This is a genomic window from Magnetofaba australis IT-1, assembly GCF_002109495.1.
Lineage (GTDB): Bacteria > Pseudomonadota > Magnetococcia > Magnetococcales > Magnetococcaceae > Magnetofaba > Magnetofaba australis.
In genome coordinates this window covers 135,483-159,462 of sequence record NZ_LVJN01000019.1, presented here as the reverse complement: position 1 = coordinate 159,462, position 23,980 = coordinate 135,483, and the positions used below count along the sequence as shown (strand labels likewise).

Annotated in this window: 19 protein-coding genes; 6 read left to right on the top strand and 13 right to left on the bottom strand. The window is 63.3% G+C overall.

The features are described from left to right. Window positions 1-25: 25 nt before the first annotated feature. The gene (locus MAIT1_RS10140; protein WP_085442165.1) at window positions 26-424 is read left to right on the top strand and encodes a hypothetical protein; all 399 of its coding nucleotides are present in this window, start codon (window positions 26-28) and stop codon (window positions 422-424) included. Between the two features lie 11 nt (window positions 425-435). On the opposite strand, the gene MAIT1_RS21830 is transcribed toward MAIT1_RS10140, so the two are convergent. Next, on the bottom strand, window positions 436-603 hold the full coding sequence (locus MAIT1_RS21830; protein WP_158089419.1) for a DUF8122 domain-containing protein: 168 nt from the start codon (window positions 601-603) through the stop codon (window positions 436-438). A gap of 278 nt (window positions 604-881) precedes the next feature. Here MAIT1_RS21830 and MAIT1_RS10135 point away from each other — a divergent pair, with 278 nt between their 5' ends. Beyond that, window positions 882-1,667 (top strand): CheR family methyltransferase, encoded by a 786-nt coding sequence (locus MAIT1_RS10135; RefSeq protein WP_158089418.1) that lies wholly within the window; start codon window positions 882-884, stop codon window positions 1,665-1,667. Between the two features lie 19 nt (window positions 1,668-1,686). Here the strand turns inward: MAIT1_RS10135 and MAIT1_RS10130 are convergent, their stop codons facing one another. Continuing rightward, window positions 1,687-4,698 carry a response regulator gene (locus tag MAIT1_RS10130; RefSeq protein ID WP_158089417.1) on the bottom strand — a complete coding sequence of 1,004 codons (3,012 nt, stop codon included), beginning with the start codon at window positions 4,696-4,698 and terminating at the stop codon, window positions 1,687-1,689. A 159-nt stretch (window positions 4,699-4,857) separates the two neighbouring features. Further along, the gene (gene rfaQ / locus MAIT1_RS10125) at window positions 4,858-6,018 is read right to left on the bottom strand and encodes a putative lipopolysaccharide heptosyltransferase III (RefSeq protein ID WP_158089416.1); all 1,161 of its coding nucleotides are present in this window, start codon (window positions 6,016-6,018) and stop codon (window positions 4,858-4,860) included. A 126-nt stretch (window positions 6,019-6,144) separates the two neighbouring features. Between rfaQ and MAIT1_RS10120 the strand changes: the two genes are divergently transcribed. Continuing rightward, complete coding sequence (locus MAIT1_RS10120; protein WP_085442161.1) at window positions 6,145-7,161, top strand: glycosyltransferase family 4 protein; 1,017 nt, start codon at window positions 6,145-6,147, stop codon at window positions 7,159-7,161. 267 nt (window positions 7,162-7,428) lie between these two features. On the opposite strand, the gene MAIT1_RS10115 is transcribed toward MAIT1_RS10120, so the two are convergent. From MAIT1_RS10115 to MAIT1_RS10100, 4 genes are all read right to left on the bottom strand, one after another. Next, a complete protein-coding gene (locus tag MAIT1_RS10115) occupies window positions 7,429-8,853 on the bottom strand; it encodes a sigma-54-dependent transcriptional regulator (protein ID WP_085442563.1) in 1,425 nt (474 codons plus the stop codon). A gap of 128 nt (window positions 8,854-8,981) precedes the next feature. Next, window positions 8,982-9,338, bottom strand: a complete 357-nt coding sequence (locus MAIT1_RS22465) for a cytochrome b/b6 domain-containing protein (protein ID WP_085442160.1) — start codon at window positions 9,336-9,338, stop codon at window positions 8,982-8,984. Then, window positions 9,277-9,648, bottom strand: coding sequence for a cytochrome b/b6 domain-containing protein (locus MAIT1_RS22460; RefSeq protein ID WP_085442159.1), 372 nt, complete (start codon window positions 9,646-9,648; stop codon window positions 9,277-9,279). Before MAIT1_RS22460 ends, MAIT1_RS22465 begins: the two co-directional genes overlap by 62 nt. Before the next feature lie 21 nt (window positions 9,649-9,669). Beyond that, window positions 9,670-10,131 carry a c-type cytochrome gene (locus tag MAIT1_RS10100; RefSeq protein ID WP_085442158.1) on the bottom strand — a complete coding sequence of 154 codons (462 nt, stop codon included), beginning with the start codon at window positions 10,129-10,131 and terminating at the stop codon, window positions 9,670-9,672. A gap of 177 nt (window positions 10,132-10,308) precedes the next feature. Between MAIT1_RS10100 and MAIT1_RS10095 the strand changes: the two genes are divergently transcribed. Continuing rightward, entirely contained in the window at window positions 10,309-11,490 is a 1,182-nt protein-coding gene (locus MAIT1_RS10095) for an NnrS family protein (protein ID WP_085442157.1), read from the top strand. Beyond that, window positions 11,474-14,008 carry an ATP-dependent helicase HrpB gene (gene hrpB, locus MAIT1_RS10090; protein WP_085442156.1) on the top strand — a complete coding sequence of 845 codons (2,535 nt, stop codon included), beginning with the start codon at window positions 11,474-11,476 and terminating at the stop codon, window positions 14,006-14,008. Before MAIT1_RS10095 ends, hrpB begins: the two co-directional genes overlap by 17 nt. A 183-nt stretch (window positions 14,009-14,191) precedes the next feature. Here the strand turns inward: hrpB and MAIT1_RS10085 are convergent, their stop codons facing one another. Together MAIT1_RS10085 and MAIT1_RS10080 are read right to left on the bottom strand one after the other, a co-directional pair. Then, complete coding sequence (locus MAIT1_RS10085) at window positions 14,192-14,953, bottom strand: HD-GYP domain-containing protein (protein WP_275531633.1); 762 nt, start codon at window positions 14,951-14,953, stop codon at window positions 14,192-14,194. Window positions 14,954-14,963: 10 nt separating this feature from the next. Further along, on the bottom strand, window positions 14,964-15,947 hold the full coding sequence (locus MAIT1_RS10080) for an IS481 family transposase (RefSeq protein WP_085442154.1): 984 nt from the start codon (window positions 15,945-15,947) through the stop codon (window positions 14,964-14,966). 302 nt (window positions 15,948-16,249) lie between these two features. Between MAIT1_RS10080 and MAIT1_RS10075 the strand changes: the two genes are divergently transcribed. Continuing rightward, window positions 16,250-17,119 carry a pirin family protein gene (locus MAIT1_RS10075; protein WP_085442153.1) on the top strand — a complete coding sequence of 290 codons (870 nt, stop codon included), beginning with the start codon at window positions 16,250-16,252 and terminating at the stop codon, window positions 17,117-17,119. 98 nt (window positions 17,120-17,217) lie between these two features. Here the strand turns inward: MAIT1_RS10075 and gmd are convergent, their stop codons facing one another. The 4 genes from gmd to MAIT1_RS10055 form a co-directional block, all read right to left on the bottom strand. Continuing rightward, on the bottom strand, window positions 17,218-18,297 hold the full coding sequence (gene gmd / locus MAIT1_RS10070; RefSeq protein WP_085442152.1) for a GDP-mannose 4,6-dehydratase: 1,080 nt from the start codon (window positions 18,295-18,297) through the stop codon (window positions 17,218-17,220). A 109-nt stretch (window positions 18,298-18,406) separates the two neighbouring features. After that, on the bottom strand, window positions 18,407-19,384 hold the full coding sequence (locus MAIT1_RS10065) for a GDP-mannose 4,6-dehydratase (protein ID WP_085442151.1): 978 nt from the start codon (window positions 19,382-19,384) through the stop codon (window positions 18,407-18,409). A gap of 41 nt (window positions 19,385-19,425) precedes the next feature. Beyond that, window positions 19,426-20,523 carry a response regulator gene (locus tag MAIT1_RS22455; RefSeq protein ID WP_085442150.1) on the bottom strand — a complete coding sequence of 366 codons (1,098 nt, stop codon included), beginning with the start codon at window positions 20,521-20,523 and terminating at the stop codon, window positions 19,426-19,428. Then, window positions 20,520-23,978 (bottom strand): PAS domain-containing protein, encoded by a 3,459-nt coding sequence (locus MAIT1_RS10055; protein ID WP_085442149.1) that lies wholly within the window; start codon window positions 23,976-23,978, stop codon window positions 20,520-20,522. The genes MAIT1_RS22455 and MAIT1_RS10055 overlap by 4 nt, the downstream gene beginning before the upstream one ends. Between the last annotated feature and the right edge of the window lie 2 nt (window positions 23,979-23,980).

Genomic DNA, 23,980 nt, shown 5'->3' with positions numbered 1-23,980 from the left:
GCACTCCTTAGGAGAGGTCAAACCCATGAACGACGCAATTGATGCGCCCACCGCCTCGCAACGCAAAACCCTGTGGCTGGTGCGCGGCGAAAACGCCGCCCCGGAGACGCTGGCCAGCTGGAGCGATGGCCCGCAAGCGCGCTGGAGCGTGGTGATTGAAGATGGTCCGGAGATCGACCGCAAGCGCTATTTGGCCTGCCTGAGCGATCAACTGGACCTGCCGTTCTGGGCCTTTGCCGTGGCCAAAGCCTATCTGGACGACGTCGGCGAATGGCCACTGTTCGGCATGGCCGCCGAGGTGGCGCTGGAGTCCTATGAGGAGCACCAGGATATCGACCTGGCCGTGCGCGAGATCATCGCCGCCGTGCATCCGGTGTGGCCGGAGGTGACGGTGACGCGTATTGAGCCGATCACAGCCAGCTAACAGCTCCGCCTCTACTTTTCAAAATAGTAGAACGCCAGGAAGGTCAGCACGATAAACAGGATAGCACCAGCCAGAAAAATCAATTTATACGCCAGAGAGAAGCCGCCGCATTGAGGGCAGCGATTATGCTCTTCCGGATCATAACGACAATCACACTGGGTGCACGAACGCATCACCATTTCCGTTCTCCTTTGCCTTCTCCTGGCCCGACTACAGCATGCTGCAAAAGAGACCCCAAAAGCAGCCAAACTCGCGTCATGTCAAGATAATTTTTTGTTGCATTGGGCGCCATTGTGCGCCATGCTTGCACCGTGGCGCTGACGTTTGCCGTTCATACCAGATGTTAGCACCTCTATTTTCGTCCACCAATTCCCATTCTCACTTTTCTTGCGGCGCCCGGATGAATACCGCTCTCACAGAGTCCCTCTATGGCCTATTCCACAGGCGCCTGCAAAAGGTGACCGGAATCAACCTGCCCGAGAGCAAGGGCTATCAGTTGCAATGCGCCGTGGCCGCGCTGGTGGACTCTCTGGAGCAGCGCACCCCGGAAGAGTTGCTCACCCTGCTTGAGCAACGCAACGGCCAGGCCCAGGCCCGTTTCATCTCCAGCCTGACCAATAACGAAACCCGCTGGCTGCGCGACGACTCCTTCTACGCCGCCCTGCGCACCCACGTCATCCCCGGCCTGATTCAGAAGGTCAAACGCACCGGGAAGGCGCGTATCTTCAGCGCCGCCTGCTCCACCGGGCAGGAGCCCTACTCGGTGGCCATGCTGCTGCGCGAGCATGTGCGCCAAAGACCGCTGGATCGAGTCTATGTTGATCAAATTGAACTGATCGCCGGGGATATCGACGCCGACGCTCTGAGCCAGGCGCGATTGGGACGCTACATGGGGCTTCAAGCCACGCGCGGCCTGCCTGAGGCGCTGCGCGATCGCTACTTCCATCTGCTCGATGATGAGATTCAACTGCACGACGAAATTCGCCACATGGTCGCTTTCGTCCCCATCAATCTGGCCGAAGGGGTGCTGCCCAGCGGGCAATTCGACCTGATTCTATGCCGCAACGTGCTGATCTACTTCTCCCTCAACGGCGCTCAGGAGAGCACGGCGCATCTGGCGGCGAAACTCACCCCCGACGGCCTCCTGGGCTTTGGCGCCCTGGAGTCCTGCCGTCCCCATGGCGATTCGGTCAAGCTGCTGGAGATTGGCGGCTACCCCTTCTTCCGCAAACGCCACCTGTAACGCCCAACTCGCCGCTAAGCTAACGCTGCGTGGTCAACTCCGGCGGCTCATGCCCGCCAAGTTCGACTATTTTGCGCAACGCGATGCTGGCCTGCTCCAACTCGTAGCGCTGAATCAAAGGCTGCAACCCCGCCAACTGTTCGCGCAACGTCCCATCGCTCTGATGGGAAAGAATCTCATCGAGCACATCCTCCGAGGCGGCGTCGAATTCGCTGAGCAGCTGCGCCAAGCGCTGCAGGAGTTGCTGCGTACGTTCCTCGCCATACGCTGGCAGCGCCCCACGCGGCGCGTACGCCCACTCCTCCGCCAAACCCTCTTCAATGTTGTGCAGAATGCGCGCAAAAGCGGTCTGTAGCGCAGTGAGAGCACGCTCAATACGCTCGGCGCTGGGCGCGCTCTCCCGCAGCACCATCTCCAGATTGGCGGCGGCATCCTGCAGCGCCACCGCGCCAATAGTGGCGGCAACCCCCTTGAGGGTATGGGCATGCCCCGCCGCCTCATCCTGCCGCCCGCCTCGCACCGCTTCTTCCAAAACCGCCAGCGTGTGCGGCTGCCCTTGGGCGAATTTGGCCAGCAATTGCAGGTAGGCGCGCACCCGTCCGCCCACCCGGGCCACGCCGCGACACACATCCAAACCAGCAATCTGCGGAAGCTCCACCCCGCCTGCATCGGAAACGCGCTGATCCCGCGCCGCCAACGCCTCCGCCCCGCCAAGCCGCGCATTGGGACGAATCCACTTGAGCAACGCCGCATAGAGCTGCTCGGGCTCAATGGGCTTGCACAGGTGATCATCCATGCCCGCCGCCAGACTCTCCTCGCGATCACTGGTCATGGCGTTGGCGGAGATCGCCAGAATCGGCAGCGCGTCACTCGGCTTGCGCAGGCGAATTTGCCGCGTGGCTTGGTAGCCGTCCAGACGCGGCATCTGGATATCCATCAGAATGCAGTCGTAGGGGTTGGCCAGCGCCTTATCCACCGCCTCTTGACCATCACTGGCGGTGGACGCCTCAATGCCGGCGCGCTCCAGCATCTCCCGCGCCACCTGCTGGTTGATCTCATTATCCTCCACCACCAGCACCCGCGCCCCCGCCAGCGCATCGGGCGGGGTATCCTTGTTCTGACACGCGCCCACCGTGGAGACCCCGGTATGACGCTGCTGCAGGGCGAGTTCCAAGCGCCCAAGCATAGAGATAAAGGTCTGCTGCTCAATGGGTTTGACCAACACGCCTGTGATCACGCCACGCTCGCCGAACGCATCGCTGAGCATGCGCTCATCCCCCTGGGCAGTGGCCAGCAGGATCCGGGGCTTGTGCTGGGAATCCGCCTGCTGATGGATCTTCTCGGCAGCGGAGACGCCATCCATCTTCGGCATCATGTAGTCCAGAATCACCAACTCAAACGGCGCGCCCGCATCCGCCTCTTGCCGCGCCAACGTCACCGCCTCCAGACCATTGACCGCCTCCATCACCGGGCAGGAGAGTTCATGCAACAGGGCGCTGAGCACCTGTCGCGCGCTTTTGTTGTCATCGGCCACCAAGGTTTTGAGCGGACGCCACCCATCGGGCAGATCCGAGCGCGACTCCAGCGGCTTGCGCGCAATACGCAGCGGCAGAGTGAATGAGAAACGCGAACCCACTCCCGGGGTGCTCTCCAGTTCGATGCGCCCGCGCATCAACTCCACCAACCGCTTGCAGATGGCCAACCCCAAACCGGCGCCGCCAAAGCGCCGCGTGATGGCTGCGTCGGCTTGGGTGAAGGAGTGGAACAGTTTGCTCTGCTGTTCGGGGGCGATGCCAATGCCGGTGTCGGTGACGGAGAAACCCATGGTCAGCGCGTCGTCGTGCTGCTCGACGATATAGGCGCGCACGCTCACCGAGCCCTGCTCGGTAAACTTGATGGCGTTGCCCGCCAGATTGAGCAGCACCTGTTCAATGCGCAACGGATCGCCAATCAGCGTGGGCGGCGCATCCGGCGCTACGCTGAAACTCAAATCGATGGATTTGTCCTTGGCCTGCACCGTCAAGGTCGCCGCGATGCGCTCCATGGTCTCCTGCAAGGAGAAGGGGGTGGATTCGATATCCAGCCGCCCCGCCTCAATTTTGGAAAAATCCAGAATGTCATTGATAATGCGCAGCAGAGCCACGGCGGAGTCGTGCACCTTGCGCAGATAGTCCTCCTGACGCAACGTCAGGCGCGTTTGCAAACAGAGATGGCTCAACCCGATGATGGCGTTCATGGGCGTGCGAATCTCATGGCTCATATTGGAAAGAAACTGGCTTTTGGTCTGACTGGCCTCCTCGGCCTCCAGACGCGCCTGCTCCAACTGCGCATTGCTGGCGCTGAGCAATTGCATCTGCCGCTGACGATAGCCCTGGAACAACTGAATCACCAACCAGCCCAGAAACAGCGCCACCGCGTGGGTGACCATAATCGGCGCCTGCGTCTGCTTGGCGGGGGTCAGAAACGGTTTGGCGGGAATGGTGACGCTGATGCCGCCGCGAATCTGCCCGATGCGATAGCCCTGCTTGGCGTGGCAATAGAGACAGGCGCGGTGCACATATAGCGGCTCCATATAGCGGAACGTCTCGTCGCCGGAGAAGTACTCCAGCATGTATTCGCGCTCGCGCTCAAAACTCTTGAGCGCCTTGCTCTCCCACGCATCGGCGCCATTCCCCGGACGCAGTGGCTTGAGACTGGTGATGTGGTACTGGATGCCGCTCTTTTCGCGCGCGACTTCAGAAATCTGCCGCGTCATATAGGCGGGATTGATCAGGGTCAGACGCATCCCATCGGTGGTGGTCACATCCCGATGCGGCACATCCAGATAGGGATTGGGGGGCGTCTGCTTGGTAATGGGCGCGTAGAGACCGCCATGGCGGGCATTCCACAGACGGGTGGTTTCGATTTCGCGGAAGAAGGCGCGCCCCACATTGAGGGCGATCTGTTCGGTATTACGCTCGATGGTGTGCAGGTTCCACAACGCCGAGGCGCCAACCAGCAGAAGCCACAACAAGTGAGGCAGTAACGTCATGAGGTTCATGGCTGCACACCGCCCCACGCAGGAGAACGCAACCACGCGCCGTCTCACTGTGACAGCGCGTGACAAACCAGTTCAGACTATCTGTAAGAGATGAGTAAAGTCAAACAGATATCGCGGTTATCACACTTTGACAGCCAATTATCTGTTTTTTTAAATATAAAGCGAGTTCTCTGCGTCCAATTGCGCCAAACGCGCCATCACCCGCTCGAACACCTGATCCACCGACAACTCGGTCAGACAATCGCTCACCTTGCCGCCGCCACAACCGTCGCGCTGACACGGGCGACAGGGGAAGCCGTCATGGGCGATAACGCCGTCGGCGGCGCCCCACGGCCCCCAGTTGGTCTCCTGGCTGGGGCCGAACAGCGCAACCAGGGGGGTGCGCGCGGCGCTGGCCATGTGCATGGGGGCGGAGTCCACGCCGATGTACAGTCGCGCCGCCGCAATGGCCGCATAGAGGGACTTCAGACTCAACTGGCCGGTGAGATCCACGTAAGGGACGTCGATGCCATATTGGATCTCGCGCACAAAGTCCATCTCGCGCCCGTCGGGGCCGGAGGTGAGCACAATGGGCGCATCTGGCCCCAGTTCATGCCCCAAACGGTTGATCAGTTCGGCATTGTGGGCGGGTGGCCACGCTTTGAACATCCAGCGCGAGGAGGGGTGAACCAAGACGAAGGGGCGCTCCAGCAGCCCCTCGCGCCCTTTTCGAGCCAACAGCGTCTCCAGATCGGCGCGCGCCTGGGGATCCACCATCAACACCGGATGCTTCTGCTCGGCGTTGTGCGGCCGCACGCCCAGACGACGCAGCGAGTCCAGATGATTCTCCACATAGTGGCGGTCGCCCCCGGCCCAGCTCACCCAATGGGTCACCGCGCGTTTGTCCAGCCACGCCCGCAGCCACTTGGGTTTGCGCGTCACGCATGAGCGCACCGATGCGCCGGAGATCCACCCCATCAGCACGCCGCGATCCCCCGGGGTGAGGTTGATCGCCAGGTCATAGCGATTACGAATGGAGTCGTAGAGCGCCCATTCATGGCGAATTTTGGCCGCCAGGCCGCGCTTTTCGGGCCATCGCAGCACGATAATATTGTCGATATGGGGATTGCCCTCCAGCATCGACTCGGTGCCCGCGCCCACCGCCACATCGATCTGCAGGTGGGGGAAATTGGCCTTGAGCACGGTGAACACCGGGGTGGAGAGCAGCACATCGCCGATATTGCGCTTGTTGATCACAAGCGCGCGGCGCGCCTGGGACAGATCGGGATAACCGGCGTATTGGGTCAGATAGCGGGAGGCGGCGTTGCTCATCTCTTTTCCGATGCGGGGCGCTCGGGTATGCTCGGCGCCTGGATGGCTGAATAGGAAATTACGGGCCGTGCGGGGCCGCGTCGCCATCATAACGCCTCCCCACGCGCCCCGCCATGGAGCGCCGCGATGATTCACCTGATGATCTGTCCCAACCACCTGGCCTATGGCGGCACCCAACTGAGCGTGCGCCACTGGCTGCCCTATCTGGATCGGGACAAATACCGCGTCACCATCCTGGCCATGGGGCGCGGCGGTCTGTCGGAGTCGTTCGAATCCCTTTGGCCGGTGGTGTATGACGACAACAACTACCCCAACATCGAACGCCATATCGCCGAACTCAAACCGGACCTGATTCACTTCTGCGTGGCGGGCGGGCCGGACCTAGAGTATGTGAGCCGCGCGGCCAAATTGGCGCCAGTGACGGAGACGGTGATGTGTCCGCGCCCGGCCAGCAACGCCGCCGAAGTCAGCGGGGTGACGGTGATCTCCGAATACGTGAAGATTCTACAGCCGCCGGGGCAACAGGTCGCCATCACCGAACTGCCCTACGACCCCAACGCCTACCCCACCGAGGCCAGTTTCGACCGCGCCCACTTCGGCATCCCCGAAGAGACGCTGCTGGTGGGCTCATTCGGCAATCACCGCGCCGAGAACGCCCATTTCATGAAGCTGGTGCGCGACTTCGACCGCCCCGGCGTCCACTTCGCCATCCGCAGCGACATGCGCTACCCCTACTGGCGCGGACGCAATCGCATCACCGTGCTGCGCCAGCGCTTCAGCGAAGCGGAGAAGATCGCCTTCTTCCGTCTGCTGGACGTGTTCCTCTACCCCACCTCCAACGAGGCGTATGGTCTGGTGTTTCTGGAGGCGATGGCGCAAAAGACGCCGGTGGTGAGCTATGCGGATTCCTGCATTCCCGGCACCGTCGGCCCGGGCGGATTGCTGGCGGCGCGGCATGATCGCCGCCACCTGCGCGCGCAGTTGGATCGTCTGTTGGATGATGCCGATCTCAGACAACGCATCGGCGCGGCGGGGGCGCAACTGGTGGCTGAACGCAATGACCCGCAGCACATCGCCGATCAGTTTGACGCCTTCTTCAGCCACGCCCTGGCCAACGCCAAACGCGGTCGATATAGTCGCTAGCATTCAAAAGCGCACATATGGGCGCTGAAAGATATCGAGGGCTACGCCCTCGAGCTCCCAAGGTCAAAATCCAAACCGTGGGCTCCGCCCACACCCGCTTAAGGGTCACAGACCCTTAAGAATCCCGCCAAATTTCCGTAGGAAAATTTGTCCCATAGTCAGCGCAAGACCAACCAGTGTCACGCAAACATTGAGCGCTTTGGATTTGTGTCATTCTGGATTCAAGCGGCTATAGTCACCACGCCCCGTCTTGGCCGGGGAACGGCGCTACTCCTCCATCGCCTTGCGCTTGAGCGCCTGACGCTTGCGATAGATGGTGGAGGGGTTGATCTCCAGCCGCGCCGCCGCCTGCGCCACATTGCCCTGACACGCGGCCAGCGCCTGTTCGATGGCTTGTAGCTCCAGTCGCCACAACGGCAGGATCCCCTCCCCGCTGTCGCCGCCGCCCATGCCGCCGCTGTGGGAGAAGCTGGCGGGGGCGCCGCCCATGGCCGCCGCCACGGCGCTCACTCCTTCACCGCCCAACGGCGGCGGCAGCATGGCCGCAGTGGCCTCTTCGCCATCATGCAGCACCGCCACCTGACGCACCACGTTCTGCAGCTCGCGCACATTGCCGGGCCAGGAGTGCGCCATCAAACGCGCCTCGGCGTCGTCGGCGAAGCGCTCAAACCGCTTGCCCTCTTCCCGCGCATATTCGGCCAGAAACTTGTTGGCGATGAGCAGCACGTCATCTTCGCGCTCGCGCAGCGGCGGCAGTTGCAGCGGCACCACATGCAGGCGGTAGAACAGATCCTCGCGGAAACGCCCGGCGCGCACCTCCTCCAGCGGATCGCGGTTGGAGGCGCACAGAATGCGCACGTCCACGCTGATGGTCTGCTCCGAGCCCACCGGCTGGAACATGCGCGTTTGCAAAAAGCGCAGCAGCTTGCTCTGCAGATCCAGACTCAATTCGCCGATCTCGTCGAGGAACAGCACGCCGCCATCGGCGCGCGCGGCGGCGCCCTGACGATCGCTGGCGGCGCCGGTAAACGCGCCGCGCTTGTGACCGAAGATCTCCGACTCCAGTAGATCCTTGGGGATGGCCGCGCAGTTGATGGCCACGAAAGGCTTATTCGCGCGCGGCGACTCGGCGTGAATCGCCTGAGCGCACACCTCTTTGCCAGTGCCGCTCTCGCCGGTGATGTAGACCGTCGCTTTACTGGGGGCGGCGTTTTCGATCATGCCGTAGACGCCCTGCATCACCGCCGAACCGCCTAAAAATCCATGGAAGCGGGTGCGGTCGAAGCGTTCGCGGTAGTTCTCCACCAGCGCGCTCAGATCGCGCTGTTTGAGCGCGTTGTGCAGCGTCACCAGCAAGCGTTTGGAGGAGAAGGGCTTTTCCAGAAAGTCGAACGCCCCCAGGCGCATCGCTTCGATGGCCACGTCCACCGAGCCGTGGGCGGTGATGATCACCACCGAGATGGGCAACTCGTCGCGCTGAATGCGCTCAAGCAGCAGCATGCCATTCATATCCGGCAGCTTCAGATCCAGCAGCATCAGCGTTGGTGGGTCGCGTTCAATGCATAACTGCGCCGCCTGACCGGTGGCCGCATGGGTCACGCGCCACGATTCCGGGGCCAGATATTGCTGGTAGAGCGCCGCCATGGCGGGGCTGTCCTCTACCAACAGAACGTGGATATGTTCATCACGCATCATTGGAAATCACCTGCGACAAATCGCCTATAACACGTATATGGAATTGAGTATGACTTGTCGAATGGCGTCTCACAAGCCTTGGGACGCGCGGCATGAGTCATCGTCGCTGAAAAGATCGCCGCCGATCACATCACCAGCCAGTAAACGCCGCCTGCGCACAGCGCAAAAATGAGCGCCGCCAGCCACAGCGAGACCAGTCGCGGCGCGGCGAACCCTGCGGGCAGGCGCATCCAACCGGTGATCAGCGGCAGGATCAGGTTCTCTCCCTTGATCCGCCAGTAGTAGAGCGCGGCGGCGATGTGAATAGGAATGAGGGCGTAGAGCAGGCCGCCCCACTCCTCATGGAACTCGGTGAGAGCGTTGCTGATGGGGTAGCCCACGAGTTTGACCAGCGGGGCGTCGAAATAGAGGAAGGTGTTCTCATTGGTGAACAGGCCGGTGAGAGCCTGCACCAGCAGAACGCCCAGCAGCGCCACGATCATCCAGGCGCCCGCTGGGTTGTGTCCAGCATAGCGGGGGGGGCTCGCCGCCGAGCGCCTGGCGCAGATAGGCCCAGGCGACCAGCGGCGAGCGCACAAAGGTGAAAAAGCGGGCGCTGGAGCTGCCCACAAAGCCCCAGATCAGGCGAAACAGCACCAGCGCCAGAACGGCGTAGCCGAAGCGCGCGTGCAGGGTGATATTGGCCTGATTGATGGCCCAGATCGCCCCCCCCACACACAGCGCCAAGCTCCAGTGGAACAGGCGCACGGCCCCGTCCCAGACGCGGATGTTGCTCTCACCCTCTTGGTTCATTGCAGCCCCCCGGTTCAGTGATCAGTGCTTTTCGCGGAAATCGTCGTGGCACTCTTTACAAACTTTGCCCAGCGCCTGCACTGCAGGGCCCAGCGATTGCGGTTCAATGCTGCTGGCGGCGGCTTTGATCAGACCTTCGGTGGCCTCCACCATCTCTTTGTTATCCTTCTCGTAGTCGGCCCAATCGCTCCAGATTTTGGGCAGCGCGGTGGTCTTCACCCCCAGCGGCCCTTCGGTCTTGGCGCGGAACGCCTCCAGATTCATTTTGGCCAGAAAGTGCATGGTTTTGGCTTGGCGAATCACCACCTTCTGCGGCAGATCGCACTGCTTTTTAAGCACGCACACCACGGTTCCCATTCCGGCGCCAATCCCCTCCATCACACTCTGACGGTGGAGGACGATGGCGTCGTCATCGGCGTGGGCCACCACCGGCGCAATAGCCAGAGACGCGCCGAAAGCGGCTAGGGCGAACAGCTTCTTCATGGTCAGACTCTCCTGCAAATGTGATCAATAAAAGGGTATTTCCTGTCTGGCGAACGGCGAAACCACCGCCCACCTTGCGGTACGATTCCATAAGCGTCACAATTTTTCAATTCCCCATGACGCATCCCGTTGGTCGTTTGATGCGCTTTGCCCATCCGCCTCCCCAAGGAGCGCTTGATGATTCTGTTTACCGCCCCATTCCGCATTCTGTTCGTCATCGCCGCCGCATACGGTCTGGCGGCCATCACCGCCTGGAGCCTGTGGTTGGCGTGGGCGGAGAACGGCGTGTGGCCCTGGGACATGCTGCCTGGCGCCTGGCACGCCCATGAGATGATCTACGGCATGGGCGGCGCCGCCCTGGGCGGCTTCATTCTCACCGCCAGCGCCAACTGGACCGCCACTCAGATGCCCCGTGGACGCGTGTTGATCGCCGTGTTCCTGGCTTGGTTGGCCGGACGCCTGGCGCTGCCGCTCAGTCTGTTGCTGCCCGACCCGCTGGTGGCGCTGTTGGGCGCGCTCTACCCGCTGATGATCGTCTATTTGTTGCTGCGCACGCTGTGGGGACGCAGCACCCCCTGGAGCGCCTCGGCCATGTGGAGCGTGGTGGCGTTCGCCATCGCCAATATCCTCTCCCTGCTGGAGATCACCCAACTCTATGCGCCGCCCTGGGCCACCACCGGGCCGCGCCTGGGGGCGATGCTGTTCGTCGTCCTGGCCGCCATTATCGGCGGTCGCATCATTCCGCTATTCACCGCCAACTGGCTCAATCGCTTTGGCGGACGGCTGAAAATCGCCGCCGACCCCGCACTGGAGCGGCTGGCCATGGGCGCGCTGATTTTGGCCATCATCGCGCAGATTCTCGGCGTTGACGGACTGCTCGGCGCGCTGATCTACGCCATGGCCGCCGCCGCCCATGCTCTGCGTCTGGCCGCCTGGCGCGGCGATCTGACCCATAGCGAACCCCTGGTGCGGGTGCTGCACGTGGGTTACGCCGCCATCCCGGCGGGCTTCGCCCTGATCGCCTTCGGCGCGCTCACCGCCGGCGCGGTGGATTCGGTGGCGGCGCTGCACGTATGGACCATGGGCGTGGTCGGCCTACTGCTGTTCGGCATCATGGCCCGCGTCGGCCTGGGCCACACCGGGCGCCCCATCACCGCCAGCCGCCCCATCATAATCGCCTTTCACCTGATTCTCGGCGCCATGCTCCTGCGCGTGGTCACGCCGCTGCTGTGGCCCCAAGGCGAGCCGCTGTTGGCCTATCTGACGGCGGGCGGCGCGTGGGCGGCGGGCGCGGCGCTGTTCCTCATCGTCTACTGGCCCATCCTCAGCACCGCGCGCGTCGATGGCGAGCAGAAATAATCCGATACCGGCGGCGGATTGGCGCAACGCCTGCGCCGACCTTCCCATCACGCCGCTGTTGAGTCCCATTGTCGACGCCCTGGGCGCACACCCCAACGCCGTCATCACCGCGCCGCCGGGCTCGGGCAAAACCACCGCCCTGCCGTTGGCGTTATTGGATGCGCCATGGCTGGGAGAGGCGCGCATTCTGATGCTCGAACCCCGCCGCGTCGCCGCCCGCGCCGCAGCCGCGCGCATGGCCCACCTGCTGGGCGAAAGCGTCGGCGACACCGTGGGCTATCAGGTGCGCTTTGAGCGCAAACGCAGCGCCCGCACGCGCCTGGAGGTGGTCACCGAAGGAATACTCACCCGCCGGTTGCAGAGCGATCCGGAGCTATCCGGCGTGGGCGTGGTGATCTTCGATGAGTTCCACGAACGCGCGCTGAACGCGGATCTCGGTTTGGCGCTCTGCCTGGAATTGCAATCCCTGCGCGATGATCTGCGCCTACTGGTTCTCTCCGCCACCATCGACCCGGCGCCGGTATCCAAACTGCTGGGCGATGCGCCGGTTCTGGACGCCCCGGGGCGCATCTTCCCGGTGCAAACGCACTATTTAACGCGCGAGGATGACGCTTCCGTCGCCGCGCGCGTCGCGGCGGGCGTCAAGCAGGCGCTGCGCGAGGCCGAGGGGGATATCCTGGCGTTCCTGCCCGGCGCGCGGGAGATCCGCGCCGCCCAACGCCTGTTGGATGCGCTCCCCTCGGAAATCGCCGTGCTGCCGCTGTATGGCGATCTGGGCCGCGCCGAGCAGGATCGCGCCCTCGCCCCCGCCGACCACGCTGGCCGCCGGGTGATTCTGGCCACCGACATCGCCGAAACCAGCCTCACCATCCCCGGCGTCGCCATTGTGGTGGATGGCGGTCACTGCCGTCGCCCGCGCTTTCACCCTCCCTCCGGCCTGACCCGCCTGGAGACCCTGCGCATCTCCCGCCACAGCGCCGACCAGCGCGCCGGACGCGCCGGGCGCACCGGCCCGGGGGTCTGCTATCGCATGTGGCGCGAATCGACCCAACGTGGTCTCACCGAGTCCGCCGCGCCGGAGATGTTGGAGGCGGATCTGGCTCCGCTGCTGCTCGAACTGGCGCTGTGGGGCGCGCCCGACCCCCAACAACTCCCCTGGCTCACCCCGCCGCCGGAGGGGGCGTGCGCCCAGGCGCGGGATCTGCTCGTCCGCCTGGACGCCATTGACGACGCTGGCCGCATCACAGAGATCGGGCGGCGCATGGCGGAACTGCCGCTGCATCCGCGGCTGGCGCACATGATTCTCACCGCCCGCGATGACGCCGAACGGGCGCTTGCGTGTGACTTGGCGGCGCTGCTGGGCGAACACGACCCGCTGCGCGATGCGGGCGCCGACGTCGCCGCCCGCCTCAACGCCCTAGCTGCGCTGCGCAGCGGCACAGCGCGCGGACCCGCACTGGACGCCCTGCGCCACTGGCAGCGCGCGGCGCAGGCGGTGCGGCGCATCGCCGACGTGGCGGCGGACGTCCCCGGCGACGGCGATGCGGGCGCGCTGCTGTGTGCGGCGTTCCCCGACCGCATCGGCCAGCAGCGAACGGGGCAGCGCGGCGTCTATCTGCTGGCCAATGGCCGCGCCGCCAATCTGCGCGACAGCGACGCCCTGGCCGGTTCACCCTATGTGGCGGCGGCGCACCTGGACGCCGGAGAGCGTCAGGGGCGCATCTTCCTGGCCGCGCATCTGGATGAAGCCACCCTGCGCCAACGCATGGCGGCGGAGATTACCCAAGCCGATGAGATCGCCTGGGAGAGTCGCCTCGGGCGCGTGGTCGCCATGCGCCGCACGCGCCTGGGCGCGCTGGTCCTGGAGGAGACGCAGATTCCCCGTCCCGACGCGGAGGCGGTGCGCGCGGCGCTGCTGGCGGGGTTGCGGCAATTGGGCGTGCAGGCGCTTCCATGGTCCAAGGCCGCGCAGCAGTTGCGCGCGCGGGTGGGGCTGATGCGTCGCCTGTTCCCCGAGGAGAGCGACAGCTGGCCCGACCTCTCCGACGCCGCCCTGTGGGCCGATCTGGACAACTGGCTGGGACCGTTCCTGACGGGGATCACGCGGCGCGAACAGTTCAGTTCAATCCCGGTAATGGAGGCGCTGATGGCGCGCATTGACTGGAGCATGCAGCAAAAACTGGAGGCGCGATTGCCGACCCACTGGCGCGCGCCCAGCGGCTCCAATCTGCCGCTGGACTATGCCGCAGGCGCAGAGCCCATGCTGCGGGCGCGGGTGCAGGAGATGTTTGGGGTGAGCGAGACGCCGCGTCTGGCCGAGGGGCGCTTGGGCATGGTGTTGGAACTTCTGAGCCCGGCGCAGCGTCCGTTGCAGATCACGGCGGATTTGGGCGGCTACTGGGCGGGGGCCTGGGCCGAGACGCGCAAGGAGATGCAGGGGCGCTATCCGAAACACTATTGGCCGGAAGATCCCGCCAACGCCCAGGCGACCAACCGCGCCAAACCGAGAAAACCGTGAGCCCACGGGGAGAAAAGCGTCTGTGGCGAATTGGTTGTGGGCGGCGCCCCCCCTCTCGCCTAGCGGCGCGACGACGCCCCTCAGACGCCGCATCAGGCGATGCGCGCTGTTTGCGCTGCCGATTCCCGCCTCCCGCTCTAGCCGAGAGAGGCCGCCTCGTCCTGCCGTCGCCGCACAGCAGCTTTACGTGGTAAAATAGTGCGTCGCACCGGGTAGATAGTGTCGCGGATCCAGCTCAGCCCGCAGTGGAGTTTCGCTGCCCACAATGCGCCACCCTTTCATATCCGATGATTCGCACAGATCCAGCCGTTTCGGCGTGGACAGCTTTCTGCCTTGGCCATCTTTCACAATGCGGATTGCCGGATGCAACAGATCTTTCGGGTCATTGCGCAACACCACGCCCAGATAGCCATTCTCAAGCCGCACGAGGGTCCCGGTAGGGTAGATGCCAATACAACGCACGAACTTCTCCACCAACTCCCGATCCAGATGGTTGTCTTGATGGCACGCCTCCATCAAGACGTTCAGCACTTTGCGCGGCTCGACCGCATTATGATAGGCGCGCTCGGAAGTCATGGCGTCGAACACATCACAGATCGCCAGCATGCGCCCCTCCTGGCCGATGCTCTCCCCTCTGAGCCCGTCCGGATAACCAGAGCCATCGAGCCGCTCATGATGTTCCCGCATAGCCCGCAACATCGTCTGCGATGATGGCGCGCTGGGAAGGGTCTGGAGAACTTGCTGCGTAAACGCCACATGCATGCGCAGGAGAGCCCAATCGTTGTCGTTCAACTGCTCGCGTTTTTTCAAGATGTCGATGGGCACGCGAATTTTGCCCAGATCATGCAAAAGCCCCCCCATGCCAGCCTCTTGAATTTGGGCATAGAGCATGCCTTGCCAGAGGGCAAAGGCCATCATGTACACCGCCACGTTAACCGAGTGCAGAAACAGGTGGTCATCGCGGTTTGTTGGGTCCCGGATGATTCCTGACCTGTTTATGGAATAAGTGCGGATGAGTTAATTGCCAAGCTTTCAGAGTGGCGACTGGCGTTTTGTGATTCAAGGCTTTTTGCGGGATCTGCTGATTGTAGAGCCACGCATATCGAGTCAGTGTTGCAGCCAGATCTTGGCGTGAATCAAAGCGTGTGGTGGTCAGGATATCGGCAATGCGGCCATTGAAACGTTCGACCATGCCGTTGGTCTGAGGCGTACGCGGTTTGATGAGCCGGTGTTCGATACCATGGCGCGCGCATTCCACATCAAACAGATGCTTGCCAGTAGGCTGGCGCTCGCCCTCGGCGCTGAAGCGATCCGTGAAGCATTTGTCGTTGTCGGACAGCAACTTGACGATCTTAAAAGGAACTTTGGCCGTCAGGCGTTTGAGGAATCCAGTCGCGGTCTTGGCGGACTTGTCCGGGCACAACTCCAGATAGACCCAGCGGCTGGCGCGGTCGATGGCCACGAACAGATAGCGCCGTGAGGATTCATCAGGCATTTGAGGCAGGTATTTGTAGTCGACGTGAATATAGCCAGGCTCGTAGTCCTTGAAGGTTTTGACCGGCTTCTTTTCGCCTTCCGGTTGAGGGATCAGATCGCGTAGACGGGAGACCTTGTGGCGACGTAGACAGCGGTCCAGACCGGAGCGGCTGACATCGGAATTGACGAACTCGCGCATCACAATCAGTAGGTCGTCCAGGGGCAAAAGGAACGTCCGGCGCAACTCCACCGCCACAATTTCCTGCTCAGGCGTCAACGTCGTGGGCAGATGATGTGGCGTATGGGAATGGTCTTGGGTATCGTTACGTCCCTTCCAGCGTCGAATGGTGTCCACAGTAACGCCAAACTGTGCCGCCAGATGGCTATTGGGCAGGGTAGACTCCTGAATCTGTTTGCGGATCTTCGGCGTCGTGGTGGCGTTGGCGTGCAGACGGATTTCCATCAGATTCCTCCTGTTGCGCTTCCTCTGGCCTGTTGGACCAAATAGGCTCTGGCCTGGAATAGAGGATAGCTCAACACGTTTATGGAATCATCCGGGATTTTACAATTATCGACCCGGATTCAGTCTCACGGCGTTGTTTGCGCAGCGTGCGCCCATCCCAACCACCGCTCCTCACCCCAGACTACTTTGTCGACACCGTTTTGAGCTCGCGCCCCACATGAAAAAGAGGCAGGCGTCGGCGCACAGACGATATTGAACATGTGCGCTCCATTTGACTCAAAGCAGCAAGAGGAGGAGACAACATGAAAAAACTCGATTTCATCAAACGCAGCAACGGGCGCCACTGGGTCGGCGACGGCTTCCCGGTGAGCAACATTTTCTCCTACAGCGATATCGCCGAAACGGTCTCGCCCTTCCTGCTGCTGGACTACGCCGGACCCCACGAGTTCGCCCCCACCACCACGCACAAACGCGGCGTCGGCCCCCACCCCCATCGCGGCTTTGAGACCGTCACCATTCTCTATCAAGGCGGCGTCGCTCATCGCGACAGCGGCGGCGGCGGCGGCGTCATCGGACCCGGCGACGCCCAGTGGATGACCGCCGGATCCGGCCTGATTCATGAGGAGTATCACAGCGCCGATTACGCCGCCCAGGGGGGAATATTCGAAGCGGTGCAGTTGTGGGTCAATCTGCCCGCCAAGCAGAAGATGACCCCACCCGCCTACCAGGCGCTTACCCGTGCGCAAATTCCCCAGGTGGCGCTGCCTGATGGGGCGGGCAGCGCGCGCATCCTGGCTGGTGAGCTGGATGGCCAAACCGGCCCCGCGCGCACAACCACGCCCATGAACGTGTGGGATCTGCGCCTGCGGGCGGGCCATACAGTGAACGTGGCCGTAACGGATGGGCATACCGCATCCCTGTTCGTCTTGCATGGAAAGATTGGCTTTGATGCGGAGAACAGCGTCCAGAGCGCCGAGATGGCGGTGCTGGAGCGGGCGGGAAGTCGGATCACATTCACGGTGGAGGAGGACGCCACCGTGCTGCTCCTGAGCGGTCAGCCCATCGATGAGCCCATCGTCGGCCACGGCCCATTTGTGATGAACAGTGTGGCGGAGATCGAACAGGCTATGCAGGATTACACACGCGGCAGGATGGGCGCTGCGCCTCAATAAGGGTCTGCGCAGTTCGCGTATGGCGATTGCGTCGACGCGCAAAACGTCAAACTGACAGGTGGATACACGTTAAAGCGCCGCTGCAGAGCCCCGCAGCTTCAGCCCTCGGCCCCGCTGTCGAAGGCGGCGGCGCGCGCCTCGCGTTGGGCCTGCGCCCAGTCGGCCTGCGCCATCTCCCGCACCAGCTCGGAGAAGGGGATCTCCGGCACCCATTTGAGCTTTTCCCGCGCCTTGCTGGCGTCGCCCAGCAGGGTCTCCACCTCGGCGGGACGGAAATACATGGGGTCCACCCGCACGATGATCTCGCCGCTGGCGGCGTTGCGCCCCACTTCATTGACCCCCTCGCCGGACCACTCGATGGCCATATCCAACTCGGCGGCGGCGATCTCCACAAAGCTGCGCACCGAATGCTGCTCGCCGCTGGCGATGACGTAGTCGTCGGGCTCCTCCTGCTGCAGCATCAACCACTGCATGCGCACGTAGTCGCGAGCGTGGCCCCAGTCGCGCTTGGCGTCCATGTTGCCCAGGTAGAGACACTTCTGCAGCCCCGCCTTGATGCGCGCCAACGCCAGGGTGATCTTACGCGTCACAAAGGTCTCGCCGCGCAGAGGGGATTCGTGATTGAACAGAATGCCGTTACAGCCATACATGCCGTAGGATTCGCGGTAGTTGACCACAATCCAGTAGGCGTAGAGCTTGGCCACGGCGTAGGGCGAACGCGGATAGAACGGCGTGGTCTCGCGCTGCGGGGTCTCCTGCACCTCGCCATACAGCTCGGAGGTGGAGGCTTGATAGAAGCGCGTTTTGCGCTCCAAGCCATTGATGCGAATCGCTTCGAGCATGCGCAGCACGCCCAGCGCATCCACATCCGCAGTGTACTCGGGGCTCTTGAAGGAGACCGCCACGTGGCTCTGGGCGGCCAGATTGTACACCTCTGTGGGCTGGATCTCGCGCACCAGTTGGATCAGGTTGGACGAATCGGTCAGGTCGCCATAGTGCAGCGTGAGATTGCGCCCCTCATCATGGGGGTCGTGCACCAGGTGGTCGATGCGACCGGTGTTGAAGCTGGAGGCGCGCCGACGCAGGCCATGCACTTCATACCCCTTCTCCAGCAGAAACTCCGCCAGATAGGCCCCGTCCTGACCGGTAATGCCGGTGATCAACGCCCGTTTGCTCATGTCCGCTCCCACTACGTCCGTCGCTTTCCGACTCAATCTTGCTTTGACCTGAATGGCCCACTTGCATCATCAGGCCTCAAAAGAGACCCCTTAACCATTTCACAGGAGGCTATCGCCGCCGCAATGCCGCCAGTGCGGCATCGGCCAAACGCCGCGCCACCTGCTCGCCCGCGATCTGCGCGCGCCACCCCAGCAGCCGTTCGGCCTCGGCGGCGTCGGCCTGCACCCGCGCCGCCTCTCCGGCCCGTTTCAACCCCTCGGCCACATCCACATGCTCGCGCCAGTGCAGACCGCACTGATCAAACGCCGCCGCCACAAACGCCTCCAGCGTAATACTGGTTCCGCTGGCGATGACGCACTCCGCAGCCGAGTCGGGCTGATTGAGCCGCCACATCGCTTCCACATACTCCTCGGCCCAGCCCCAATCCCGCGCCACATGCAGATTGCCCAAACTCAGCCGCTCCCCCGACCCGCCCGCGATGCGCGCAGCGGCGTCGGTCACCTTGCGGGTGACGAAACGCTCGGGCCGCAATGGCGATTCATGATTGGACAGATGCCCCACCGCCACCGGCAAGCCATAGGCGCGGCGATACTCCCGCGCCAGCAGCGTCAGGGACGCCTTGGCCGCCGCATAGGGGCTGCGCGGCGCCAGCGGCGTCGCCGAATTGATGGGCGCGCCATCGCGCGGGTCAAAAATCTCAATAGAGCCCGCCAGAAACAACCGCGCGGACGTCGCGCCCACGCGCAGCGCCTCCAGCAGGGCCAACGCGGAATCCAAATGGCTGCGCCAGGTGCCCGCCGGATCAGCAAACGACGCCCCCACCGAACTCTGCCCCGCCAGATGGTAGATCTCATCGGGGGCGACGCGCTTCACCAACTCCGGCAACGCGGTCAAGGCGTCCGCTCCAGCCGCGCCCGCCACCCAGGCCACCGCCTCCGGCGCGCCGCCAACCGCTTGCAAACGCCGCTGCGTCGTCTCTGGCGGCGAGCGCATCAGTGCATGCACGCCATATCCGCGCGCTTGCAGCAGGCGCATCAGATAGACGCCATCCTGACCGGAGGCCCCGGTGATCAGCGCGCGGGGCATGTCACTCTATACCCACAGCCATGGATCCGCCACGCCCCGGCTTAACGCAATTCATCCAGTTGCGTCTCTTCCTGCTCCTCGGCCCACTTCTCGCGCACCGCCAGGACCTCTTCCATACGCTCAACGAACAACGGCGTTAAGTTGGGGTCGAAGTGCGTGCCCGACTCGCTCTGAAGAAGCTTAATCGTCTCCTCCACGCTCCAGGCCTTTTTGTAAGGGCGCTCAGTGGTGAGAGCGTCGAACACATCGGCAATGGCCACGATGCGCGCCTCAATGGGAATCTCCTCCCCCTTCAAACCGCGTGGATAGCCGCTGCCGTCCCACTTTTCGTGGTGACACAGCGCCACCATGCGCGCCATCTCCAACAGCGGCGCGTCCTGTTCGCCAATGATGCCCGCGCCAATATCCGGGTGCTGACGCATCACCCGCCACTCCTCATCATCCAGCTTGCCCGGCTTGAGCAGAATACGGTCGGCGATGCCGATCTTGCCGATATCGTGCATGGGCGCCGCCTGCAGCAGCAGCTCGGCGCGCTCCTCCGGCAGGCCGAAGGCCAACGCCAGAATCTTGGAGTAGTGGCTCATGCGGATGACGTGCAGGCCGGTTTCGTTATCCTTGAACTCCGCCGCCCGGCCCAGACGCTGAATGATCTGCTGACGGGTGGACTCCAGCTCTTCATTCTTGATGCGGATCTCTTCGGTGCGCTCGGCGACCTTCTGCTCCAGCACCGCATTCTGATTGGCCAGCACCCGCCGCGCGGTGACCAGTTGCAGATGGGTGGAGACCCGCGCGCGCACCACCGGCGGACTGAACGGTTTGGTGATGTAGTCCACCGCGCCCACTTCAAAACCGTGGGTCTCGTCGCTGCTCTCCTGCTTGGCGGTGATGAAGATCACCGGGATCTCGCGGGTGGCGGGATTCTCTTTCAGGCGACGACACACCTCATAGCCATCCATGCCCGGCATCATCACATCCAGCAGGATGAGGTCGGGATTGGTCAGAGGGATATCCTCCAGCGCGCTCTCGCCATCCAGAGCGACGCTGACGTCATACTCGTCGGCCAACGTTTCAAGCAGCACGTCGATATTGGTTTCGGTGTCATCCACCACAAAAATTTTCGACCCTTCGTGCAAGCTCATGCCTCTCCCCCATCAGCGCCCATGGCGCGCATCAGACTGTCCAACAGCGGCAGGGCGTCCTTGAATCGATAGCGCCCCACACACTTCTCCAACTCCGCAGCTTGCGCCGCCAAATGCGACGGCCACTGCGCGCCCGCCAGCCCCTCCAGCGCCGCTTTGCACTGCTTGGCCTGGCGCTTGGTCAACGGTTCGCGCAACCCCGCCAGCAACGTCATCAGCGCCGCTGCATCCATCGGCTCGCTGGGCGCCGTCGCCTGCGCCTGCTCAGACGCGGGCAGATTGGCCAACGCTTTGATCAGAATATCATGTAGCGGCTCCACCGCCAGCGCCGCCGCCATCACCGCATCCAGATCTTCCTGCCCCAGCGCGCGCTCCAGATCCCCCGCCGCGCTCTGCAACGAACGCGCGCCCAGACTGCCCGCCAACCCCTTATAGGTGTGTGCGACCCGCTCGGCCTCGGCGAACGCCCCCGCTTCTGACAAACGACGCATCTCGCCGGGCGCGCCCGCCTGCTCACTGGCGAATCGATGCAGCAGCTCCAGATAGAGTTTTGAGGAGTTAGCGCAATGACTCAACCCCTTCTGCGCATCCAGGCCGGGAATCGCCAGCGCCGTCAGCCACGGGGGCTGCTCGTCGATGATCCCATCCACCACCGGCGACGTCTCGCCGCTGACCCACTGCGACAACACCCGGAACAGCTGGTTGGGGTCCACCGGCTTGGAGACATAGTCATCCATGCCCGCCTCCAGACAGCGTTCGCGATCGCCGCTCATGGCGTTGGCGGTCATGGCGATAATGGGAATTTTATCGCCCAGCAAGGCGCGAATCTGACGTGTGGCTTCAAAACCATCCATGGTGGGCATCTGCACATCCATGAGGATCGCCTGGTAGACGGCCAGCTGCGCCTTCTCCACCGCTTCAGCGCCGTTATTGGCCACCTCCACCGCCATCCCGGCCATCTCCAACAGCTCGCACGCCACCTGTTGGTTGACCGCATTATCCTCCGCCAGCAGAATGCTCACTCCGCCCAACGCCAACGGCTCCACTGCACTTTTCAGCACATTGCTGGCGCTGCGCCGGGTCGGCGCGCGCGCGGCGTCGGCGTCGAACATGCCGATCAGGGCGTCAAACAAGGTGGAGGGGGTCATGGGTTTGATCAACCCCGCCAGCTCCGGACGCAGCTTGCGCAGCTCATCCACATCGCGCTGCTGATGCGGCGCATGCAGCGCCAGCGTGCGCCAGCTCTCGGGCATATCGCGACGCAGCATCTCCAGGGTCAGCGCCAGATCCTGCTGCGCGCTCTCCAGGCTCCACAACAGCGCGCCGCGGGCGCTGGCGCGCCAATCGGCGTCAAGCCCCATGTACTGCGACGGCTGCGTCACCCGTACGTCAAAGCCCATGGAGCGCGCCATGCGGGCATAGGATTGTGTCACCTCCCCCGCCTCCCCCGCCACCAGCATAGGCAGGTCGCGCAGATCCACCCGCGGCGTGGCGTGGGCGACGCCATCGGGGGCGATGCGCGCCTGCACGGTGAAGTGGAAACAGCTGCCGCGCCCCGGTTCCGACTCCACGCCGATCCGCCCGCCCATCAACTCCACCAGGCGGCGACTGATGGCCAGCCCCAGCCCGGTGCCGCCATATTTGCGCGTGGTGGAGGCGTCAGCCTGGGAGAAGGCTTGGAACAGTTTGCCCACCTGTTCGGCGGAGAGCCCGATGCCGGTGTCGCTGACCTCGAACTTCAAGGTGAGCAGTTCGCCCTCGCGCGCGGTTTCGCGCACCCGCACCACCACCGAGCCGCGCTCGGTGAATTTGATGGCGTTGCCCACCAGATTCAGCAGCACCTGATTCAAACGCAGCGGGTCGCCCACCAGTTGGTCGGGCATGCCGAAGGGTTCGTCAAAGGCCAGCTCCAGCCCCTTCTCCCGCGCCTTGATAGCGGTGAGCATGCCCAGATTGCCCAACGCGTCGCTGAGGCTGAAGACGCGATTCTCCATCTCCAGCTTGCCCGCCTCGATCTTGGAGAAGTCGAGGATGTCGTTGATCAGCCGCAACAGCGACTGCGAGGCTTGGTGAATCTTCTCCAGATACTCGCGCTGGCGCGGATCCTCGGTCTTGGCCAGGGCCAGATGGGTCATGCCGATGACCGCGTTCATGGGGGTGCGGATCTCATGGCTCATATTGGCCAGAAAGTCCGACTTGGCCTTGTTGGCGGCTTCGGCTTTGGCCATGGCCGCCATGAGCTTCTGCTCCGACTGCTTGCGCTCGGTGATGTCCTTGTGGATGCCGGTCATGCGCGTCACTTCGCCGCGCTCGTTGCGTTCGGTGGCCTGGCCGGAGGCCAGCACCCACAGCCACGACTCATCTTTGCAACGCAGACGGAACTCCGCCTCGTAGCGCGGGGTGTCGCCGCGCATATGCTGATCCAGCTGCGCCTGCACCGAAGGGATGTCCGCCGGATGCAGCAGCGTCAGCCAACCGCTGCCGGTCTCCTCAATCTCGCCCTTGGCGTAGCCCAACATGCCCAGCCACTGTTCGCTGAAGTAGGCCAGATCGGTTTTCGGATTCCAGTCCCACAGGCCGGTATTGGAGGCATCCAGAGCGATCTGCAGCCGTTGCCGACTCTCGCGCAGGGCGTCCTCCATGATCTTCTGTTTGGTGATGTCGGTGCGAATGGCGATGTACTGAATGGGGATGCCATGCTCATCCAGAAACGGCGTAATGGTGGCCGCGACCCAATAGCGCGAACCGCTTTTGGCGCGATTGCAGATCACCCCGCGCCACACCCGTCCAGAGGAGATGGTCTCCCACATTTTGGCGAAGAAGGCGGGCGGGTGCAGGCCTGAGGCGACGATACGATGATTCTGGCCCAGCAATTCGTCGCGCCCATAGCCGCTGATGGCGCAGAAGTTGTCGTTGGCGTAGGTGATGGCGCCATCCACATCAGTGATGCTGACAATGGCGTGCTGATCCAGCGCAAACTGCTGCTGTTTCAGATCCGCCAGCGCGGCGGAGAGCGCCTTGTGCGCCTTCTCCCGCTCGCGCACCAGACGCTGCATCAGGCTGCTCAATTGGCTGATGTCGGCGCCGCCTTCGGCGTTGAGCGGCGCTTCGCCCAGATCGCGCAGCAGGGCGTTGGCGGTGGCGCTCAGATCATCCACCACCTGGCGTTGAATGCGCGCATCCTCGCGCAGCTTGATATTGGCGTCATGCAGCTCTTTGGAGCTGAGCTCCAACGAGCGGTCGCGCAGGGTCTGATCGCGCTCGTTCTGCTGATAGGCGGCGTCCACGCGCTCGAGCATCTCGCCCATGCGCCCCAGAAACGCCTCCAGCTCTTCAGCGGATGCGCCACCCTGCGCCCGCGCCAGACGGGTAAACGCGCTGGAGATCGACTCCTCATCACTCTCCGGCTGAAAACCGAAGACGCGCTTGAACTGCCGCTTGAGCAGACGATGCACCC

Excerpts from the sequence above, each read along its gene's own strand:
- MAIT1_RS10140 (WP_085442165.1), top strand. The coding sequence starts at position 26 with ATGAACGACGCAATTGATGCGCCCACCGCCTCGCAACGCAAAACCCTG.
- MAIT1_RS21830 (WP_158089419.1), bottom strand. The coding sequence starts at position 603 with ATGGTGATGCGTTCGTGCACCCAGTGTGATTGTCGTTATGATCCGGAA.
- MAIT1_RS10130 (WP_158089417.1), bottom strand. The coding sequence starts at position 4,698 with ATGACGTTACTGCCTCACTTGTTGTGGCTTCTGCTGGTTGGCGCCTCG.
- rfaQ (WP_158089416.1), bottom strand. The coding sequence starts at position 6,018 with ATGAGCAACGCCGCCTCCCGCTATCTGACCCAATACGCCGGTTATCCC.
- MAIT1_RS10120 (WP_085442161.1), top strand. The coding sequence starts at position 6,145 with ATGATTCACCTGATGATCTGTCCCAACCACCTGGCCTATGGCGGCACC.
- MAIT1_RS10115 (WP_085442563.1), bottom strand. The coding sequence starts at position 8,853 with ATGCGTGATGAACATATCCACGTTCTGTTGGTAGAGGACAGCCCCGCC.
- MAIT1_RS22465 (WP_085442160.1), bottom strand. The coding sequence starts at position 9,338 with ATGATCGTGGCGCTGCTGGGCGTTCTGCTGGTGCAGGCTCTCACCGGC.
- MAIT1_RS22460 (WP_085442159.1), bottom strand. The coding sequence starts at position 9,648 with ATGAACCAAGAGGGTGAGAGCAACATCCGCGTCTGGGACGGGGCCGTG.
- MAIT1_RS10100 (WP_085442158.1), bottom strand. The coding sequence starts at position 10,131 with ATGAAGAAGCTGTTCGCCCTAGCCGCTTTCGGCGCGTCTCTGGCTATT.
- MAIT1_RS10095 (WP_085442157.1), top strand. The coding sequence starts at position 10,309 with ATGATTCTGTTTACCGCCCCATTCCGCATTCTGTTCGTCATCGCCGCC.
- hrpB (WP_085442156.1), top strand. The coding sequence starts at position 11,474 with ATGGCGAGCAGAAATAATCCGATACCGGCGGCGGATTGGCGCAACGCC.
- MAIT1_RS10080 (WP_085442154.1), bottom strand. The coding sequence starts at position 15,947 with ATGGAAATCCGTCTGCACGCCAACGCCACCACGACGCCGAAGATCCGC.
- MAIT1_RS10075 (WP_085442153.1), top strand. The coding sequence starts at position 16,250 with ATGAAAAAACTCGATTTCATCAAACGCAGCAACGGGCGCCACTGGGTC.
- gmd (WP_085442152.1), bottom strand. The coding sequence starts at position 18,297 with ATGAGCAAACGGGCGTTGATCACCGGCATTACCGGTCAGGACGGGGCC.
- MAIT1_RS10065 (WP_085442151.1), bottom strand. The coding sequence starts at position 19,384 with ATGCCCCGCGCGCTGATCACCGGGGCCTCCGGTCAGGATGGCGTCTAT.
- MAIT1_RS22455 (WP_085442150.1), bottom strand. The coding sequence starts at position 20,523 with ATGAGCTTGCACGAAGGGTCGAAAATTTTTGTGGTGGATGACACCGAA.